Source organism: Comamonas humi, from assembly GCF_054782535.1.
In genome coordinates this window covers 435,187-454,447 of the sequence record NZ_BAAGSH010000019.1, presented here as the reverse complement: position 1 = coordinate 454,447, position 19,261 = coordinate 435,187, and the positions used below count along the sequence as shown (strand labels likewise).

Here is a 19,261-nt window from a genome sequence, read left to right as displayed (position 1 = left end):
GGATGACAGGCCTGGCAGCCGCGCTGCCGCTGGTGGCCGCAGCCGCCGACGCCCCCAGCTTTTCCGCCTCGGCGCTGCCGCCGGTGAAGCCGGCCCCGGCGCGCGGCCAGCCATCGGCACGCAGCGCGGGCATCCCGCTGTACCTGTCGGTGCAGCTCAACCAACGCGACATGGGCCTGCAGGCAGCGCTGTGGCGCGCCGATGCGCTGTGGATGCAGCGCGCCACGCTGACTGGCCTGGGCATCCGGCCCGAGCGGCTGCCGCCACCGGGCACCGCGGATGACGGCTGGGTCGCACTGGAGGCCATGCCCGGCCTCAGCGTGCAATACCGCGCCGCGACGCAGGATGCCACGCTGCAGCTGCCGTTCGACTGGCTGACCTGGCCGCGCACCGACATTACCTCGGTAGACACCTCGTCGCCTGCCGCGTCGTCTTCCACCGGCCTGTTGTTCAACTACGACCTGTACGGCGCCCAATCCAGCAGCCGCCAGGGCGGCGTGGGCGCGCTGACCGAGCTGCGGGCCTTCGGCGCCAATGCCGTGCTCAACAGCACGCTGATGTCGCAATACGGCTGGGGCGGCGATGACTCGGCCGGCCAGCAGCAGCCCCGCAACGTGCGGCTGGATACGACCTGGAGCCGCAGCGATCCCGAGCGCATGCTGTCGCTGCGCGTGGGCGACACGCTGACCGGCGCGCTGCCCTGGACGCGCGCCACCCGCATCGGCGGCATCCAGATCGCACGCAACTTCCGCCTGCAGCCCTACCGCGTGACCACGCCCGTGCCAGCGCTGATGGGCACGAGCGCGCTGCCGTCCGACATCCAGCTCTTCGTCAACGGCGTGCAGCAGTACCGGGGCGCGATCCCGGCCGGCCCGTTCGCCGTCAACACGCCCACCGGCATCATCGGCGCCGGCAACGCACAGCTGGTGCTGACCGACGCCTTCGGCCGCGCCACCACGCTGCAGTACAGCTTCTACGGCACTGATGCGCTGCTGGCCAAGGGGCTGAGCGACTGGTCCGCCGAGCTGGGCTGGGTCCGCCGGGACTACGGCTGGCGGTCGTGGAGCTACGGCAGCACTCCCGTGGCCAGCGGCACCTGGCGCTCCGGGCTGTCGGACACCTTCACCTTGCAAAGCCATGGCGAGGCCACCTCGCACCTCGCCAATGCGGGCGTCGGCGCCGCCTGGCAGATCGGGCCGGCGGGCGTGCTGTCCGCCGCCGCCGCGGGCAGCCGCTATGCGGGCACCACCGGCCACCAGCTCCAGCTGGAGCACAGCTGGAACCGTGCGCCGTTCTACACCAGCATCCAGGCCACGCGCGCCAGCGGCGACTACCGCGACGCCGCCTCGCTGTATGACACCACGCACCGCAAATCGTCGGCGCGCGCCCTGGTGGGCTACAGCAGCTCTGCGCTCGGCAACTTCAGCGTGGGCACCTGGTACCTCAACACCGCTGCCTACGACCACTCACCCTATGCCGGCGGCAGCGACGCCAGCACCAACCCGCTGTCGCCGGTGCTGCAGCCCGCCTACACCACCGGCGCGCAGCGCTACGTCACGCTGAACTGGAGCAAACCGATCGGGCGCATGGGCTTCGCCAGCCTGGCGGTCAACCACAACGTGCAGGACCACCGCGCCAGCTCGGTGCAGCTGGGCTTCACCTGGCTGCTGGATGGCAACGTCAACACCGGCGTGTCGTTCGACCGGCAGAACCAGCATCAGATGGCCACCGCCTTTGCCAGCCAGGCCACGCCCAGCGACACCGGCTGGGGCTGGAGCGCATCGACCCGCGCCGGCGCGGGCGGCGGCGCGCAGGCCCGCGTCGAGTACCAGGGCGAGCACTACCGCGCCAATGGCAGCGTGGCCAGCTACGCCGGTGTCAGCACCGCCGCGCTGGGCGCCAGCGGCTCGGTCGCCTGGCTGGGCGGCCACGCCTTTGCCAGCCGCCGCATCGACGACAGCTTTGCCGTCGTCAGCACCAGCGGCGTGGCCCATGTGCCGGTCAAGCGCGAGAACAACGTGATCGGCCACACCGACGGCCAGGGCCTGCTGCTGGTGCCACAGCTGCAGGCCTACCAGCGCAACCAGCTGGCCATCGACACGCTGGGCCTGCCGGCGCAGATGCGCATCGCGCAGACGCAGAAGATCGTCACGCCCACCGACCGCGCCGGCATGCTGGTGGCCTTCGACATCCAGATGCTGCGCTCCGCCACGGTGCTGCTCACCGACGGACAGGGCACGGTACTGCCCGTGGGCAGCGTGGTCACCGTTACGCCGGCCGGCGGCAGCGCATCCGGCCAGCCTTCGGTCACCTCCGCCCTCGTGGGCATCGACGGCGCCGCCTATGTCGAGAACCTGCCCACCCGGGCGCTGCTGCAGGCCGTGCTGCCCGATGGCCGGCAGTGCCAGGCCCGGCTGGACGCGCCCGAGATCGCCCCCACCGACATCCCCGTGCTGGGCCCGCTGGCCTGCACGGCAAGGACTTCGCCATGAAGCACGCGCTTTCCTGCCTTCGCCTCAGCGCCATCCGATGGCTGCTGCCGCTGGTCGCCGCCTGCGCGCTCGCTGCGCCCGCGCAGGCCCAGTCGGTATCCTGCAGCGCCAGCATGACGCCGGTCAGCTTCGGCACCCTCAGCCCCTTCAGCACCAGCGACACCAGCACCAACGCCACGTTGAGCTACAGCTGCAACAACACGACGAACCGCACCCAGCTGGTCAACATCTGCTTCAACATCGGCGACGGTGCCCAGAGTCTGGGCTACTTCAATCCGCGCCGCATGACCAGCGGCTCGAGCGTGCTGAACATGCAGCTCTACTACAACGGCGGCTCGACCATCTGGGGCTCGTACGGCAACGCCACCGTGCCCAGCCCTCCCAACCTGGCCTTCTCCATCGCGCGCAACAGCAGCTACAGCGGCAGCATTCCGCTGACCGCCAAGGTGTTCGGCAACCAGCCCCTGGCGGTGCCCGGCACCAACTACCTGGACAACTTCAGCGGCGTGCATACCTCGATCACCTTCAACTACGACACCAGCGCTCCGTCCAACTGCGGCGGCCCCTCGAACAGCGGCGCCTTCCCGTTCCAGGTCACGGCCACCGTCCCTTCGTACTGCCAGATCACCACCACCTCCGCGCTGAACTTCGGCAGCCAGGACGGCGACAACATCGCCACCAGCGCCAGCAGCGCCCTCGGCGTGCAGTGCACCAACACCACGCCCTACCAGATCGGCCTGACGCCCGCCAACGGCAACACCGGCGGCCAGGGGCGGATGCTGCCCACCGGCACCATTCCCGGCAACACCGATGGCGTGGCCTACCGGCTCTACCGCGACAGCGCGGGCGCCCAGCCCTGGGGCAGCCTCCTCAACAGCAACACCCGCTCGGCCATCGGCAGCGGCAACGTCGACAGCTACACGGTCTACGGCGCCATCACCCACCAGGTGGTGCAGCCCGACAGCTACAAGGACACGGTCACCGTCACTGTCACCTACTGAACGCCCTCCGCGCCCCCGCGGGCCGCGCATTGGCTACCATGTGGCGTCTGCATACGACCAGCGCCATGATGCCCACCGCCACCGAACGACTCCAGCAATCGCTGCACGCCCTTGCGCAACTGGGCGACGAAGCCCCGCGCATCTTCACCCAGCTCTACCCCGAGGCGGCCCAGGAGGCCGCGCAGGCCGCCGACCAGCGCGCCGCGCGCGGCTGGCCGCTGGGGCCGCTCGACGGCAAGCTGGTCTCGGTGAAGGACTTGTTCGACGTGGCCGGCCAGGCCACCACCGCCGGCAGCCGCATCCGCCAGAGTGCGCCGCCGGCGACTGCCGACGCGCCCATCGTGCAGCGGCTGCGCGCCGCGGGCGCCGTCATCGTGGGCAAGACCAACATGACCGAGTTCGCCTTCTCGGGCATAGGCATCAATCCGCACTACGGCACGCCCGGCAACGCGGCAGATGCCACGCGCATTCCCGGCGGCTCGTCCAGCGGCGCCGGCGTCAGCGTGGGTCGCGGCCTGGTGGACATCGCCATCGGCTCGGACACCGGCGGCTCGGTGCGCATCCCGGCGGCGCTCAACGGCGTCGTCGGCTTCAAGCCCACGCAGGCGCGGGTGCCGCGCGATGGCGCGTTCCCGCTGTCGTTCACGCTCGACACCGTGGGGCCGCTGGCGCGCTCGGTGCTCGATTGCGCGCAGGCCGACGCCGTGCTCAGCGGCAGCGCCTGGAAGCCCTTGCCCCCGCGCTCGGTGCGCGGCCTGCGCCTGGGAATTCCGCGCGGCATGCTGCTCGACGGCTGCGAGCAGCTGGTGCTGCACAAGCTCGAACAGGCCGTGCGCACGCTGTCGGCGCAAGGCGCGGTGCTGACCGAGCTGGACTGGGACCACTGGATGCGCGCGCCCTTCGAGGTGCAGGCCGAAGGCACCATCAGCGCCTCCGAGGCCGCATACATCCATCGCGAGGCGCTGGCCACGCGGCAGGCGGATTTCGATCCGCGCGTGCTCAGCCGCATCGTGCGCGGCCAGGGCATTTCCGCGCCCGCCTACATCGCCATGCTGCAGCGGCGCGCGCCGCTGCTCGCGCAGTTCAACGCCGCCATGGCCGACATCGACGCGCTGCTGCTGCCCACGGTGCCCACCACCGCGCCGGCCATCGCACCACTGCTGGCCGACGACGAAGCCTTCTTCGCGGCCAACGCGCAGATGCTGCGCAACACCTCGGTCTTCAACTTCTACGACCTGCCAGCGCTGTCCCTGCCCGCGCCCGTCCAGCCCGGCGAGCTGCCGGTGGGCCTGATGCTGGTGGGCCACCGCCAGCGCGACCGCAGCCTGCTGGCCGTGGGCGTGGCGGTGGAGCAATCGCTTCAACAACGATAGCTGCCAGCGCTTTCTGCATCTGGGCTAGAGCCCAAAAACATTTGAAACTCGGAGATCATTCATGAATGGAGCGAAAAGCCTCGTCCAGACCCTGCTCGCGGCCGGCGTGGACACCTGCTTTGCCAACCCCGGCACCAGCGAGATGCACTTCGTGGCCGCGCTGGACCAGATTCCCGGCATGCAATGCGTGCTCGGCCTGCAGGAGAACGTGGTCACCGGCATGGCCGACGGCTATTTCCGCATCGCCCGCAAGCCCGCCTGCACGCTGCTGCACTGCGGTCCGGGCCTGGCCAACGGCATGGGCAACCTGCACAACGCGCGCCGCGCGCGCAGCGGCATCGTCAACATCGTCGGCGATCAGGCCACCTACCACCGGCCCTTCGACGCGCCGCTGACGTCCGACACCGCCGGCATGGCGCAGGCCGTCTCGCAGTGGCAGCGCACCAGCACCGCCACGCCCGAGCTGGGCCGCGATGCGGCCGAGGCCGTGCGCGCGGCGCGCACCTATCCGGGCCAGATCGCCACGCTGATCCTGCCCGCAGACGTGTCTTGGCAAGAGGGCGGCATCGCCGGCCTGCCGGCCGAGCCAGCGCCGCCGCCCGCCATCGACGGCAACGCCATCGACGGTGCCGCGCGCACGCTGCGCAGCCATGGGCGCGACACGCTGATCCTGCTCGCCGACCAGGGCGTGCAGCCCGAGGCCCAGGCGCTGGCCTGGCGCGTGGCCCAGGCCACCGGCGCCACGCTGATGGCCGACTATGTGAACGCCCAGGTGGCGCGCGGCCGCGGCCGCCTGCAGCTCGAGCGCGTGCCCTACGTGATGGAGGCAGCCATCCGCGCGCTCGAAAGGTTCAGCCACATCATCCTGGTCAACGCCAAGGGGCCGGTGGGCTTCTTCGGCTACCCCGGCCAGCCCTCCATCCAGTACCCGCCGCAGGCCCGGCTGCAGGTGCTGTCGCGGCCTGACCAAGACCCGGTCGAGGCGCTGCGCGGCCTGGTGCAGGCGCTGCAGGCGCCCGAGGCGGCCATCCCCGATCCCGGCCCGCGCCCCGAGGCCGTGCGCGGCGCGCCCTCGCCGGAAGGCCTGGCGCAGACCGTGGCGGCGCTGATGCCCGAGCACGCCATCGTCTCGGACGAAAGCATCTCGTATGGCCGCGGCTTCTACCAGTACACCCATGCCGCGCCGGCGCACGACTGGCTGCACCTGGCCGGCGGCGCCATCGGCGACGGCATGCCCGTGGCCACCGGCGCGGCGATAGCCGCGCAGCGCCAGCGCCGCGTCATCAACCTGCAGGCCGACGGCTCGGCCATGTACTCGCTGCAATCGTTGTGGACCCAGGCGCGCGAGCGCCTGCCGGTGACCACCATCATCCTCAGCAACCGCAAGTACAACATCCTGATCGGCGAGTACAAGGGCGTGGGCGCCGTGCCCGGTGCCACCGCGATGAACATGCTGGACCTCGGCAACCCGGCGCTCGACTGGGTGCAACTGGCGGGCGGCATGGGCGTGGAAGCGGCGCGCGCCACCACGCTGGAGCAGTGCGCCGACCTGATGCGCGCCAGCTTCGGCCGGGCCGCGCCCTTCGTCATCGAGCTGATGATCTAGGCTTGCAAACCATCAAAAAAGAGAGCTGCTGGCGCTTATCAGTATTTGGGTTTCAATATAAATATTATTGAATCCGAATACCAGCAAGCGCCAGCAGCTCTTGTTTTTGAATCAGAAGCCTTCGCCCGGCGCCAGGTAGCGCCACTGCCCCACCGGTAGGTTGCCCAGCGCCACGCGGCCGATGCGGATGCGCTTGAGGCCGACGACGAACAGGCCGACCTGCTCGCACATGCGGCGGATCTGGCGCTTCTTGCCCTCGCGCAGCACGAAGCGCAGCTGCTCGGGGTTCTGCCAGTCCACCTGCGCGGGCAGCAGCGCCTGCCCGTCCAGCGACAGGCCGTGGCGCAGCAGCGCCAGCTTGTCGGCCGGGAAGCGGCTCTGCACGTCCTGCGCCACCGAGCCGTAGGTCACGCGCACCAGGTACTCCTTGTCCATGTCGGAGTCCTCGCCGATGATCTGGCGCGCCACGCGGCCGTCCTGCGTCAGCACCAAGAGGCCCACCGAATCGATGTCCAGCCGCCCGCAGGGCGCCAGGCCCTTGAGCTGGGCGAAGTTGAAGCGCGTCTTGCTGCGGTCGGCATTCCAGCGGCTCTGCGCGGTGATGAGCTTCATCGCCGGCTCGTGGCCGTCCTCGGCCTGGCCGCTCACATAGCCCATCGGCTTGTTCAGCAGGATGGTCACCTGCTGCTCCTGGCTGTTCTGCGCCGCCTTGTCGATCTCGATGCGGTCGTGCGCGGTAACCAGCTGGCCCATCACCGCCACCTCGCCGTTCACGCGCACCCAGCCGTTCTCGATCCAGGCATCGCCCTCGCGGCGCGAGCACAGGCCCTGGTCGGACATGCGCTTGTTCAGCCGCACCGCGCCCTCGGGCTTGGGCTGAGGCTCGGGGCGCACAGCCGCGGTGAAGGCGGGCTTGGGATCGTCCGCCCGCCAGACCTTGGCGCGCGGCTGCGGCGCGGGGGCGGGCGCCGCCGGCCGGCCCGGGCGCGCCGGGCTGCTGAAGCGGCTGGATGGCGGCGCCTTGCGCGGCGCGGGCCGCGACAGCGACAGGGTCTTGCGATCGGACGGGGGCGGGGAAGGAGGAGTGGACGCTGGCATAGCCCTGTATTGTCGCGTGCTTTTCACATCGTGGATGCCGCACGGGCTTGCGCCCCGGCCCGATCACACGGCGGCGCTGCCCTTGTGCAAGCCCTTGCCCTGCAGCGCCGGCAGGTCCAGCACGCGCAGGCCGCCGTATTCGATGCGGATCGCGCCCATGTCCTGCAGTGTAGAGAGCGCCTCGTTCACCCGCTGGCGCGACAGCCCCACCAGGTAGGCCAGCTCCTGCTGGGTGATGCGCAGCACCTCGCTCACGCCGGGGTGCAGTGCCGGGTTGAACAGCGCGGCCAGCGTGCGCGCCACGCGCTCCTCGGGGCGGTTCAGGCGGTCGATCTCGCGCGCGCTGATGAACTGCGCCAGCCGCTCGTTGAGCTGGTGCATCACGAAGCGGTTGAAACCGAACGAATGGCCCAGCAGCCAGTGGAAGGCATCGACCGGGATGCCCGCCACCACGCTGCGGCGCAGCGCCTGGATGTCGTAGCGGTAGGGCTCGCGCTTGAGCGCCGTACCCTCGCCGAACCAGCCGCTGCCGGGCAGGCCGGCGAAGGTCATGGTGCGGCCCTCGCTGTCCTCGGCGCTCATCTTGAGCAGGCCCTCGATCACGCCGAACCAGAAGGTCACCGGCTTGCCGATGCGGCAGATGTACTCGCCCGGCTCGGCATCGGAGACAACCAGCCGCTCCAGCGCGTAGGCGCGCTCCTGCGGCTCCAGCCGGGGCAGCCAGGGAATGCGCGCCAGCTCGTCCTCGTGGGCGGCGCGCTGGCGTTTGTACAGAGGAAGCGGAGAACTCATGAACGGTCGTGCTATTTTTACGGTTTCACCACCCCATTCTGGCTACACTGGGGCCATCTGCCAATGAAGGACAACCATATGACCGACCTGAACACCGCCTTCGAAGCCGCCAAGGCTGCCTCGATGGAGCTGAGCGAGCGCCCGGCGAATGCCGTGCTGCTCAAGCTCTACGCCCTGTACAAGCAGGGCTCGGCGGGCGACAACACCGAGCCCAAGCCCGGCTTCACCGACTTCGTCGCCACGGCCAAGTGGAATGCCTGGAACGACCTCAAGGGCACGGCGCAGGACGCCGCCAAGCAGCAGTACATCGACCTGATCGAATCGCTGGAATGATCACAGCGCGCTGCGCTCCTCGCGCCACGCGAGGTAGCGCAGCGCCGCCACCGCGCCGGCCACGATGCCGGCCACGGCGAGGAAGCTGCCCAGCTGCAGCGTCGAGATCGCGCTCACCCCCTGGCCGATGGTGCAGCCCATGGCGGTGACGCCGCCCACGCCCATCAGCACGGCGCCGAGCAGGTGGCGCGCCAGGTCGGCCGTGTCGGCAAAGCCCTGCCAGCGGAAGTCGCGCCGCCACAGCGCATGCGCGAAGGCGCCCGCCACCATGCCCGCTACCGAGGCGATGCCCCAGGTCAGCAGCTTGCTCTGGTCGCTGAAGAACAGCAGCCAGTCCAGCGTGTGCGCCACCGGCGTGACGAAGCTGAAGGCCTCGATGCGGCCGCTGTAGGTGGCGGCATAGACGTGCTCCAGCGTCGCGGGGTGCTCGGGCACCTCGCCCCAGTGGCCGCTGAGCCACCAGGCCGCCGTCACGCACAGGCCCACGGCCGCGCCGCCGGCCAGCACGGCGCCGTCACGCTCCTTGCGCCCCCAGGCGAGCCCTATCAGCAGCAGCCCCAGGCCCATGCCGGCCAGCAGGCGCACCGTGGCCAGCGGCCAGCCGCCGGCGCGCGCCAGCCATTCCGGCAGCGCCGCCACGGTGCCGGCGTTCCAGGCCACGCTGTCGAGCCAGCGCACCCGCGCCACCGCGGTGATGCCCTTGAGCGTGGCGAAGGCCGCCACCGCCATCACCAGCAGGATCACCAGCGACTTGAGGCTGCCGCCGCCCAGGCGCGTGAGGTTGCGCGCACCGCAGCCCGAGGCCAGCACCATACCCACGCCGAACAGCGCGCCGCCCACCAGCGATGACAGCCACAGCAGTTGCTGGCTGGCATAGAGCGTGCCGCCCGGCGCCACGCCGCCCCACAGCGCCAGCGCGGTGAAGCCGCACATGGCCACGCCCACGGCCATGGCCCACTGGCGCATGCGCATCCAGTCGCCCATGTATACCGCGTCGCTGATCGCGCCCATGGTGCAAAAGCGCGTCTCGCGCATGGCGAAGCCCAGCACCGCCGCCAGCAAAAAAACGGCCACCAGGACGGTGGCCACCAGGGAATCCAACTCCGAAAGGCTCATGGCCGCTATTGGAGCGGTTTTGGCGCCCGCATGCAACAGGCCACGCTACGCGATCCCGTCGTTCGGCTTGACATTCACCAGCTCGGGCTCGTTGAGCCGCCGCGGCTTGAGCACCTTCTGGTCCTTGAGCCACGGCTCCACCACTTCCCAGATCTGGCGGTTGCCGGCGCTCTTCGCCTCTTCGGCCACCGGCGCCCAGCCGGCCACCTTGTACTTCTTGTCGGCGTCGAGCAGCGCACCGTTCAGCCGCATCTCGCTGATGCGCTTGCCCGCACCCGCGGTCGGGTCGCAGCGGTACTGCAGGCCGCCCACGCGCACCATGTCGCCGCCCTGCTGGTAGTAGGGGTCGGGGTTGAAGAGGTTGTCGCACACGTCCTCCAGCACCGTCTTGATGGTGCTGCCCGTCATCTCGGTGACCGTGGCGTAGGAGTAGGTGGTCGCGGTCATGTCCATCAGCCACTCGCGGGTGATGTCCTGGCCGGCCAGCAGCGAGGTGCCCCAGCGGAAGCCCGGCGAGAACGCGATCGGCGCGTCCTGCACCGCCATCATGGCGTCGAGCAGCAGCTGGTCGCCGCTGCCGTTGAAGTTGCCGCGCCTATACAGGCTGCCGTCGGTGCGCGCCAGCACCTCGTTCAGCTTGCTTTCGTAGGGCGCGCGGATCTTGGTGATCAACGCGTCCATCTCGGCATCGGCCGGCAGGATGTTGGCAAAGATGGGCAGCAGGCGGTAGCGGAAGTCGCGCAGCTTGCCGCCCTTCACGTCCAGGTCAAGCACGCCGAGGAACTTGCCGTTCGAGCCCGCATTGGTGACGATGGTCTTGCCGCCGGCGTTCTCCACCAGCGTGGGCACCGGCATGCCGTCGTGCGTGTGGCCACCCAGCACCACGTCGATGCCGCGCACGCGACTGGCCATCTTCAGGTCCACGTCCATGCCGTTGTGCGACAGCACGACCACGACCTGCGCGCCCTTGCCGCGCGCCTCGTCGACCATCTTCTGCAGGTTGTCGTCCTGGATACCGAAGCTCCAGTCCGCCACCATATAGCGCGGGTTGGCGATGGGCGTGTAGGGAAAGGCCTGGCCGATGATGGCCACCGGCACACCGCGGATCTCGCGGATCACGTAGGGCTTGAACACCGGGTCGCCGAAGTCGGCGGTCTTGACGTTCTGCGCCACGAAGTCGACCTTGCCGGCGAAGTCCTTGTCGATGATCTCCTGCACCCGCTGCATGCCGTAGGTGAACTCCCAGTGGCCGGTCATCACATCCACGCCAAGCAGCTTGCAGGCGTCGACCATGTCCTGCGCGTTCGTCCACAGCGAGGTCGCCGAGCCCTGCCAGGTGTCGCCGCCGTCGAGCAGCAGCGCGCCGGGGCGCGAGGCCCGCATGCGCTTGACCAGCGTGGCCAGGTGCGCAAAGCCGCCGACCTTGCCGTAGCGCTTCGCCGCGGCCTCGAAGTCGAGGTAACTGAAGGCATGGGCCTCGGCTGTGCCGGGCCGGATGCCGCAGGCCTTGAGCAGGTGCTCGCCGACCAGGTGCGGGCGCTGGTTCTTCATCGCCCCGATTCCCAGATTCACGCTGGGCTCGCGGAAGTGGATGGGCTTGAGCTGCGCATGGCAGTCCGTCATGTGCAGCAGCGACACATTGCCGAAGGCCGGCAGCTCGTACAAGGCCTTGTCGGCCACGGCGGCATCGGCCCAGGCATGGCGCTGCAGGCCCATGCCGCTGACGCTGGCGGCTGCCAGCACCTGCAGGAATTCGCGTTTGGAGAGGCTCATTTTGAATGAAAACAGCCTGCAACGCCCGTCTATCAAGCGCTGAAAGCTATATATTTAATAGCAAACAATCAACGGTTGACCGGGGAGCGCGGGTCCACCAGCAGCCCCACCACGTCGCGCACCTGCGCCTCGGTCAGGATGCCGCCATGGCCGAAGCGCGGCATGCCCGAGCAGGCGTTGTAGGCCTTGGCGTTCCAGACCTTGCCCCAGGTGTACTCCACGATGGCCCGGGACGCCGGGCTGTCCGGGTCGGTGATGCCGCGGATCTTGCCGTAGTGGTAGAGGCTCGGCCCCAGCGTGCCGAAGGAGATCTCCTCCTTGCTGATCTGGTGGCAGTTGTAGCAGTTGCCGCCATTGGGGCTGCCGGCCTTGTCCGTCCAGGTCATGCCCCGGCCGTTCTGGGCGATCTTCTCGCCCTCCTTCCAGTCGCCAACCAGCCGGCCATCCTTGGGCCATTGCACGGTCTTCAAATTCGCGGCCTCGATGTCGGCCGCGCGCTGGGCATCCAGCGCCACGCCGCTGGCCTCGGCCTCGCTGCAGGCCGCGTTCGATGCGTCCTGCTGCAGGCGGTCGACCTTGGCGATGCCCTGGTCGCGGAACGACTGCGCCACGATCTGTTTGGTGACGGCGTCGATGCGGGCCGTGCTGTCGACCGAGGCACAGCCCCATACCACCAGCGCGGCCGCGACAGCCGCTGCAGGCAATCCGTAGTTGCGCAACATAGCTGGCCTCCTTAGCGCTTGATCGACGGCGCCGTCGAGGCGCCGCCCTTGCCGTTGACACCCATGTACACGCCCAGCGCCACGGTCGCGTCGCTGGCATAGCCCGGGTAGGGAAAGCGCTGCTGGCGGAAGCAGTCGTTCAGGCGGCGCTGCATGCTCCACAGCTCGCCCGAGGACACGCGGTACGCCGGCCAGGCGCCGAAGCCTTCCGCCGCGCCGGGGTTCTTGGTGAGGTTGGGCAGATCCTGCAGCCGGATGCGCTTGCCATCCGCGCCATGGCACGAGGCGCAGGCGAAATCGTGCGTGCCGCCGCGCAGGTAGAAGATACGCTTGCCGACCTCGTACATCTGCTTTTCCTGCGCGTGGCCCTGCGGCAGGTTGAAGGCCATGCCCTTGGACTGCGACGCGATCCAGGCCACCAGGCCCTCGATGTTCTTCTGCTCGTCCTTGCCGAACGGCGTGGCGGCGATCTTCGCCGCGTCCAGCCCCTGCAGCGTGGACATGCAGCTGAGCAGGCGCGACTCCAGGTCCTGCACCTTGCCGGTGTCGGCAAAGTAGCGCGGCAGCTCGACGAAGGCGCCCTTGACCACGCCCGGCCCCTTGCCCAGGTCGCACTGCGCCAGCGAGGCATTCCTGGGGCCGCGCTTTTGCGTCCACAGCTCCTCGCCCTTCATCTCGAAGAGCTCGGCCGGGTTGCCGTCCTGCAGCATCTCGCGGTACTCGGCGATGCCGTCTGCCGTGCTCTTCTGCGCCAGCGCGAACGGCGCCGCGCACAGTGCCAGCACGGCGGCGGCGGCCATAGCCCCTGCGGTGATCTTGTCTCTCATGGGATCCCCTGGTGGTGTTGTGTGGGTTCGGGGCCGGGTGCGTGTCAGCTCACGGTGGCTTCGTCGGTGCGGGTCTCGCCGCGGTTGTCCTTCCAGCTCACCGCTATCTTGTCGCCCGCCTTGGCGCCCTTGACGACGAACTGCAGGAACGGGTTCTTCGACACGGCCGGGCCCCATTCGGCCGTCAGCACGGGCTTGCCGTTGAGCGACGCGGTGACTTCCTGGATGTACCAGGCGGGGATCACCTTGCCCTCGCCGTCCTTGCGCTGGCCGGTTTCCATCTCGTGGGACATCAACACCCGCACCGTTGCCTTGTCGCCTGCGGCCTGTGCACGAATGCGCATCGGATCTGCCATGATCGTTCTCCTTGTCTACCTATTTGCTCAACCGCCGCAGCCACCGAGGGTGACCTTGACTTCCTTCTTGGCGAACAGCGCCTTGCCATCATTGGTGATGGCGACGGCGTATACGTCCGACGACTGGCCCAGCTTGGCGCGCGTGAGGAAGTTGGGCTCCACGGCCTCGTTCACGTTGAACGAGGCGACCATGGTGTTCGGGTTCTTCTCGACCAGCACCAGCAGCTGCTTCACGTTGGCCAGCGTGGTCGCGGCACCGATCGGCACCACCGCGCCGTTCTCGGCGATGTCGGGCGCGGTGATGGTCACGTCCTTGCTCTCCTGCGGCGCCGAGGCGCCCAGGGCCTTGACCACGTCGGCCACGGTCTTGGCGTCGAACGCGGCCTGGTTGTAGGCGGCCTGCGCCACGCGGGGCAGCAGGCCCGCGGCCAGCAGCATGCCGGCCACGGCCGCCGAGTCCTTGAGTACGTCTCTGCGATTCATCGTTGGGTCTCCTTGCAATACATCAAACAGGGGGGAAAGCCGCAGTATCTATGGCTTGGCGCTGCCCGCCAGCCAGCCGGCGATGGCCTTGGCATCGTATTCGCTCACGCCCGGCTGCGGCGGCATGGGCACCGAGCCCCACACGCCGGCGCCGCCGGACTTGATCTTGCCCAGCAGGTAGTCCTGCTGGCCCGGGTACTTCTTCGCGATCTCGGCAAAGCCGGGGCCGACGATCTTCTGCTCCATGCCATGGCAGGCCACGCAGGCGTTCTTCTCGAGCGCCGCCGTGGGTGCGGCGGCCTTGGCATCCTTGGGCGCACTGGCGGGCTTGGCTGCCGCCGCCCCCGTGGCGATGCCGTGCTGCGCGCCGACCAGGCGGTTCTGGTCGGCCAGGTTGCCGTGGTTGTTGCCGGCATGCGCGGGCAGGGCCGAGCGCACCTGGGGCACCGGGCCGCAGTGGCTCATGCAGGCCATGGCCTGGGTGTCCGGTTGGGCCGCACCCGGCTTGGCGTTCTTGGCAAACTCGGGGCCCGGCCATAGCGCGTGCTGCGTGGTCATGCCGTTGCGGTTGGGGAGCTTCTGCTGCACCTCGGCGATGTTGCGGTCGCTGAGCGTGAAGTCGTCCGGCACCACGCCGCCCAGGTTGAGCAGGTAGGCGGTGACGGCGTACACCTCTTCGGTGGACAGCGACTTGGGCGCATTCCACGGCATGGCGCGGTTGATGTAGTCCCACAGCGTCGAGAGCGTGGCCACCTTCATCAGCGTGGTGCGGCCCGGAAAGGCCGGGTCCTTCAGGCGCGCGGCATGGCCGGTGCGGATGTCGTCGGCCGTGGTGCCGCCGACCAGCGGGCTGAACACCTCGTTCGATTCGCCGAACACGCCGTGGCAGGAGGCGCACTTGCCCTCCCATACGTCCATGCCCTTCTGCACCGAGCCGGAGCCGGCCGGCAGGCCCTGGAAATCCGGGCGCACATCGATGTCCCAGGCCTGCACCTCCTGGGGCGTGGCATTGCGGCCTATGCCGGCAAAGCGCCCGGCCGCATCCTTGCCCTGGGCCAGCGCAGCGCCGGCGACCATGCCCGCCAGCGCCAGTACGGCGAGCGCGCAACCATTACGCAAGCTGGACATTGGCCACCTCCCCGTTCGCATGCACCGCCCACGACTGGATGGCATTGTTGTGATAGATGGAGCGGCTGCCGCGCACGGCGCGCAGCTGGCGCGAGCTGGGCTGCACGTAGCCGGTCTCGTCCATGGCGCGGCTCTGGATGATGCACTCCTCGCCGTTCCACACCCAGTCGATGTTGAAGCGCGTGAGGCACTTGGACATCACCGGCCCCTCGAGCCGTGCGGTGCGCCAGTTGCGGCCGCCGTCCACGCTCACGTCCACGCGCTTGACCTTGCCGCGCCCCGACCAGGCCAGGCCCGTGATGCTGTAGAAGCCCTGGTCCAGCAGCATCTGCCCGCCCGATGGCGTGGTCACCACGCTCTTGCATTCCTGGATGCTGGTGTACTGGCGGTGCTGGCCGTCGGGCATCAGGTCGATGTAGTGCACCGCCTCGTCCTTGGTCGCGTAGGGCATGTCGCCCACCTCGATGCGCCGCAGGTACTTGACCCAGCTCACGCCCTGCACGCCGGGCACCACCAGGCGCAGCGGGTAGCCCTGTTCGGGCCGCAGCATTTCGCCGTTCTGGCCGTAGGCCACCAGCACCTCGCCCGAAGTGATCAGCTCGACCGGGATGGTGCGCGTCATCGACGAGCCGTCCGCCCCCTCGGCGAGGATGAACCTGCCCTTCTTCAGGTCGGCGCCGGCCATCTCCAGCAAGGTGATCAGCGGCACGCCGGTGAACTCGCTGCACGAGAGCATGCCATGCGTGTACTGCGCCGTCGGCACGGCGACATTGCCCCACTCCATACCGGTGTTCGCGCCGCACTCGATGAAGTGGAAGCGCGACACCGACGGCAGGCGCATCAGTTCGTCCATGGTGAAGACCTTGGCGCTTTGGACCAGGCCGTTGACCATCAGCCGGTGCCTGGACGGATCGATGTCCCACCAGCCCTGGTGGTGGCGCTCGAAGTGCAGGCCGCTGGGCGTGACGATGCCGAACAGCGACTGCAGCGGCGCAAACGACACCGAGGCCTGGCGTGTCTGCGTGAGCCCCGGGCTCTGGCGGCGCTGCACATTGGCCTCGTATTGGGAAGGTTTGCCATAGCCGTCGGTCACCACCGGCTGGCCCAGGCCCTTGCTGTGCGCGGGCAGATCGAGGATGTTCGGGTCGCCATCACCCACGGTGGCCGCTGCCGCACCGGCAGCCGCAGCGCTGGCTGCCACAGCACCGGCTGCCGCAGCAAATGCGCCGCGGATGAAGTCTCGGCGCCCGGACTTGGCCTCGGCAAACACGGTGGCCACGTCCTGCGAGCGCACGAAATTCTCCGGTGCCTTGCGCACCCTGCCCATCAGCTGGTCGAGCATACGCTCCCTTTCCCATAGCAAACACTGCTTGCCACGCCTCGGAAAGACGGCATCCTGCTCCAGCCTTGTCGCTTCTGGATATGTCTCATCGTGGCGTATTTATTTATATATAAGCATATTATTATTTATGCGAAAAATCGCTTTCTAGGAAATACCCTCGCTATCCTCAATATGAATAGCGAATGCCAGCCAAACTCCTAGGCCACCACCGCGGCACGCGCCTGCGCTAGGCGCTCGTCCAGGTAGGCGCCGTAGAAGTCCGAGGTCGATCCCGCCGTCAGGCGCGGAGCCACCTCGCGGCCATCGCGCCCATAGAACAGCAGCGTCGGCGCCACCTCGATGCCGAGTTGGCGCACCAGCTGGCCATGGGTGGTCGCGCCGCCCTGCCAGTCGCGCACCGGCAGGCGCGACAGGAAATGGAGCTGCGCCACACAGGCGCCCTCCTTGAGCGCGGGCACCAGGTAGTTCTCGCGCGCCACCTTGCAGAATGGGCAGCCATGCAAGGTGGCCAGCACGACCAGCGGCTGCCGCTGCTGCAGCGCCGCGGCCAGGCTCTGGCGCAGATCGGCGGCGGTGGGCAGCAGGCGCTCGGAGGCATCGAGCGGCGCCGCGGGCTGCGCCCAGGCTGGCGCCATGCCCAGGCCCGCCAGGCCCAGCAGCACGGCACGGCGGCTCGTCGTGGCCACGGCGCGGCGTGCCGTCATTGTTTTTCCTGCTCCATCAGCAGGTAGGTGTTGTAGGCGTTCATGCGGTTGCCCTCCTTGAACAAGGGGTAGCCCGCAAAACGCGACCAGTCGGTGGCGCGGTAGGCGTCCTCGAAGGGATCGAGGTTCTGCGCCGCCTTGCCCATGGCCTCGCGCAGAAAGCCCAGGTAGTCGCGCGTGAGCTGCATGTCGGCCTTCGGGTCTTCCGAGGCCGGCCCGTGGCCCGGCACCATGACCTTGACCGGCAGCTTCAGCAGGGCGTCGAGCGCCGCGATCCAGTGGCGGCTGTCGGCCTGGCCCACGTAGGGAATGCGGTTGCGGAACACCACGTCGCCGATGAACAGCGCGCCGGTCTGCGGCAGGAACACGGCCGTGTCTTCCGGCGTGTGCGCCGGGCCCATGTGCTGCAGCACGAACTCGGTGCCGCCGATGGTCAGCCGCGTGGCATCGCCATCGATCCACCGGTCGGCCCCGACCATGCGGGTCGAGGCATCGATCCACGGCGCCAGCTCGGTGCGCGAGGCCTCCAGGCGCAGGCGCGCAGTCTCGGAGTTGAGGTATTCGCGGGCCAGGCCGTTGGCCACGATCTTCGCGCCCAGCGCCTGGAAGACCTGCAGGCCGTAGATGTGGTCGGCGTGGTAGTGCGTGAGGATGACGGTGCGGATGGGCTTGGGCGTGATGGCCCGGATCTTGCGCACCAGCTCCTCGGCCAGCGCGGGCGAGCCCAGCGCATCGATCACCACCACGCTGTCCTGGGTGACCACGAAGCCGGCGTTGGAGATGAAGTTCTGATTCTTCGGCGAGCCGAGCGCCGACAGCCCCTGCACGTAGTACACGTCCGGCGCGACGCTCCTGACCTCCATCGGCACGGCGGCCGCGGCGGTGGACGCTTGCGCCGGCTGCGGCGCCGCGCCATGGTCGCCATGGTCGCCATGGTCGCCATGGGCCCATGCCGCGAAGGCGGCGGCGCTGCCCACCGCCGCCAGGAAATGCCGCCAACCGCTGCCCTGTATCGTCATCTGCAAGAATCTCCGTCGATGGGTGCCCGAAAGCCCTCGGTGCTTTCTCCGGCTATGCAAAGCAATAGCAGGCGACTAATATAAGCCACCAGCGATATTTTGGGGCTGGCAATACTACCAATCCAAACGCAAAGGACTCCATGATGAAACGCATCTTTCTGGCCCTGTTCTTCTCGCTGATGGCCGCGGCCGCCTTCGCGCAGGACAAGATCAAGGTGGTCTACCACGTGAACACCGGGGTCGAGACCGCGTCGGCCATCCTGAACAACATCAGCAACGAGCTCAACGCCTCGCCCACCGACAAGATCGTCGTCGTCACGCATGGCCCGGGCATAGACTTCATGCTCAGCGACGCCAAGGACAGCAAGGGCCGCGAGTTCAGCGGCCCGGTCAGCGCGCTGGCCGCGCGCGGCGTGGAGTTCCGGGTCTGCAACAACACCTTGCAGACCCGCAAGATCGATGCCTCCAAGCTGCTGATGGAAGCCCAGGTGGTGCCTTCCGGCGTGGCCGAGGTCGCGCGCCTGCAGGCCAAGGAAGGCTACGTCTACCTCAAGCCCTGAGCGGGGCTTTCAGTCTTCCATCGCGATCTGCAGGCAGATACTGCGGCACATCTGCACCACCTTGTCGTTGGCGACGAAGTAATAGACGCTCACGCCCTCGCGCCGGCGCCCCAGGATGCCGGCCTGGTACAGGGTGTTCAGGTGCTGCGACATATTGGGCTGCGTGGTGTTGATCGCCGCCAGCAGCTCCGACACATTCTTCTCGCCGTTGCACAGGGCGCTGATGATCTTGAGGCGCATGGGCGCGGCCATGGCCTTGAACAGCTCCGCCGCGCTTTCAAAAACGCCATCGTCTTCCAGCTCTTGCGACTCCATGCTTGCCCCTTGTTTTCCAGCCTGACCAGTGTATGCGCAGCGGATCGCACCCTGTGTGAGCGGCTGTTTTCCGGCGCGGCGCCCGGCCCGGAAAACCGCCGGATCGGGCCGGAAATTTTCGGACTCCTTAATCGAAATTCCGGCAACCTGGACGCCCGCATTTGCAACCGCGGGTAAAACCCCAGAAGGGTTTTCCTTTAAATTGTCGTCGTAAAGACAAA

General features: G+C 68.6%; 19 protein-coding genes. 6 read left to right on the top strand and 13 right to left on the bottom strand.

The window, feature by feature from the left end:
- Positions 1-2 precede the first annotated feature (2 nt).
- The 4 genes from ACYVKR_RS22270 (at position 3) to ACYVKR_RS22255 (ending at position 6,472) form a co-directional block, all read left to right on the top strand.
- On the top strand, positions 3-2,492 hold the full coding sequence (locus tag ACYVKR_RS22270) for a fimbria/pilus outer membrane usher protein (RefSeq protein WP_460483168.1): 2,490 nt from the start codon (positions 3-5) through the stop codon (positions 2,490-2,492).
- Entirely contained in the window at positions 2,489-3,493 is a 1,005-nt protein-coding gene (locus ACYVKR_RS22265) for a Csu type fimbrial protein (RefSeq protein ID WP_460483167.1), read from the top strand. Before ACYVKR_RS22270 ends, ACYVKR_RS22265 begins: the two co-directional genes overlap by 4 nt.
- A gap of 38 nt (positions 3,494-3,531) precedes the next feature.
- Entirely contained in the window at positions 3,532-4,866 is a 1,335-nt protein-coding gene (locus ACYVKR_RS22260) for an amidase (protein WP_460483166.1), read from the top strand.
- A gap of 61 nt (positions 4,867-4,927) precedes the next feature.
- Positions 4,928-6,472 (top strand): acetolactate synthase large subunit, encoded by a 1,545-nt coding sequence (locus tag ACYVKR_RS22255; RefSeq protein ID WP_460483165.1) that lies wholly within the window; start codon positions 4,928-4,930, stop codon positions 6,470-6,472.
- A gap of 111 nt (positions 6,473-6,583) precedes the next feature.
- Here the strand turns inward: ACYVKR_RS22255 and ACYVKR_RS22250 are convergent, their stop codons facing one another.
- On the bottom strand, positions 6,584-7,570 hold the full coding sequence (locus ACYVKR_RS22250) for a pseudouridine synthase (protein WP_460483164.1): 987 nt from the start codon (positions 7,568-7,570) through the stop codon (positions 6,584-6,586).
- 63 nt (positions 7,571-7,633) lie between these two features.
- Positions 7,634-8,362, bottom strand: a complete 729-nt coding sequence (locus ACYVKR_RS22245) for a Crp/Fnr family transcriptional regulator (protein WP_460483163.1) — start codon at positions 8,360-8,362, stop codon at positions 7,634-7,636.
- A 78-nt stretch (positions 8,363-8,440) separates the two neighbouring features.
- Between ACYVKR_RS22245 and ACYVKR_RS22240 the strand changes: the two genes are divergently transcribed.
- A complete protein-coding gene (locus ACYVKR_RS22240; protein WP_460483162.1) occupies positions 8,441-8,695 on the top strand; it encodes an acyl-CoA-binding protein in 255 nt (84 codons plus the stop codon).
- Here ACYVKR_RS22240 and ACYVKR_RS22235 read toward each other — a convergent pair whose 3' ends face one another.
- The 10 genes from ACYVKR_RS22235 to ACYVKR_RS22190 form a co-directional block, all read right to left on the bottom strand.
- Positions 8,696-9,811, bottom strand: a complete 1,116-nt coding sequence (locus ACYVKR_RS22235; protein ID WP_460483161.1) for a YeeE/YedE family protein — start codon at positions 9,809-9,811, stop codon at positions 8,696-8,698.
- A 45-nt stretch (positions 9,812-9,856) separates the two neighbouring features.
- Positions 9,857-11,584: a thiosulfohydrolase SoxB gene (soxB, locus tag ACYVKR_RS22230; RefSeq protein WP_460483160.1), complete on the bottom strand. Its 1,728-nt coding sequence runs from the start codon at positions 11,582-11,584 to the stop codon at positions 9,857-9,859.
- A gap of 68 nt (positions 11,585-11,652) precedes the next feature.
- Complete coding sequence (gene soxX, locus ACYVKR_RS22225; RefSeq protein ID WP_460483159.1) at positions 11,653-12,306, bottom strand: sulfur oxidation c-type cytochrome SoxX; 654 nt, start codon at positions 12,304-12,306, stop codon at positions 11,653-11,655.
- Between the two features lie 11 nt (positions 12,307-12,317).
- Positions 12,318-13,133, bottom strand: coding sequence for a sulfur oxidation c-type cytochrome SoxA (gene soxA, locus ACYVKR_RS22220; RefSeq protein ID WP_460483158.1), 816 nt, complete (start codon positions 13,131-13,133; stop codon positions 12,318-12,320).
- A gap of 44 nt (positions 13,134-13,177) precedes the next feature.
- The gene (gene soxZ, locus ACYVKR_RS22215) at positions 13,178-13,489 is read right to left on the bottom strand and encodes a thiosulfate oxidation carrier complex protein SoxZ (protein ID WP_460483157.1); all 312 of its coding nucleotides are present in this window, start codon (positions 13,487-13,489) and stop codon (positions 13,178-13,180) included.
- A 27-nt stretch (positions 13,490-13,516) separates the two neighbouring features.
- A complete protein-coding gene (gene soxY / locus ACYVKR_RS22210) occupies positions 13,517-13,972 on the bottom strand; it encodes a thiosulfate oxidation carrier protein SoxY (RefSeq protein ID WP_460483156.1) in 456 nt (151 codons plus the stop codon).
- Between the two features lie 48 nt (positions 13,973-14,020).
- Positions 14,021-15,100 (bottom strand): c-type cytochrome, encoded by a 1,080-nt coding sequence (locus ACYVKR_RS22205; protein ID WP_460483155.1) that lies wholly within the window; start codon positions 15,098-15,100, stop codon positions 14,021-14,023.
- Entirely contained in the window at positions 15,084-16,442 is a 1,359-nt protein-coding gene (gene soxC / locus ACYVKR_RS22200; protein ID WP_460483154.1) for a sulfite dehydrogenase, read from the bottom strand. The genes ACYVKR_RS22205 and soxC overlap by 17 nt, the downstream gene beginning before the upstream one ends.
- Before the next feature lie 197 nt (positions 16,443-16,639).
- Positions 16,640-17,146 (bottom strand): thioredoxin domain-containing protein, encoded by a 507-nt coding sequence (locus ACYVKR_RS22195; RefSeq protein ID WP_460483153.1) that lies wholly within the window; start codon positions 17,144-17,146, stop codon positions 16,640-16,642.
- Entirely contained in the window at positions 17,143-18,165 is a 1,023-nt protein-coding gene (locus ACYVKR_RS22190; RefSeq protein ID WP_460483152.1) for an MBL fold metallo-hydrolase, read from the bottom strand. The genes ACYVKR_RS22195 and ACYVKR_RS22190 overlap by 4 nt, the downstream gene beginning before the upstream one ends.
- A gap of 143 nt (positions 18,166-18,308) precedes the next feature.
- Between ACYVKR_RS22190 and ACYVKR_RS22185 the strand changes: the two genes are divergently transcribed.
- Positions 18,309-18,725 (top strand): DsrE family protein, encoded by a 417-nt coding sequence (locus ACYVKR_RS22185; RefSeq protein WP_460483151.1) that lies wholly within the window; start codon positions 18,309-18,311, stop codon positions 18,723-18,725.
- A gap of 9 nt (positions 18,726-18,734) precedes the next feature.
- Here ACYVKR_RS22185 and ACYVKR_RS22180 read toward each other — a convergent pair whose 3' ends face one another.
- On the bottom strand, positions 18,735-19,040 hold the full coding sequence (locus ACYVKR_RS22180; protein WP_460483150.1) for an ArsR/SmtB family transcription factor: 306 nt from the start codon (positions 19,038-19,040) through the stop codon (positions 18,735-18,737).
- Positions 19,041-19,261: the final 221 nt, after the last annotated feature.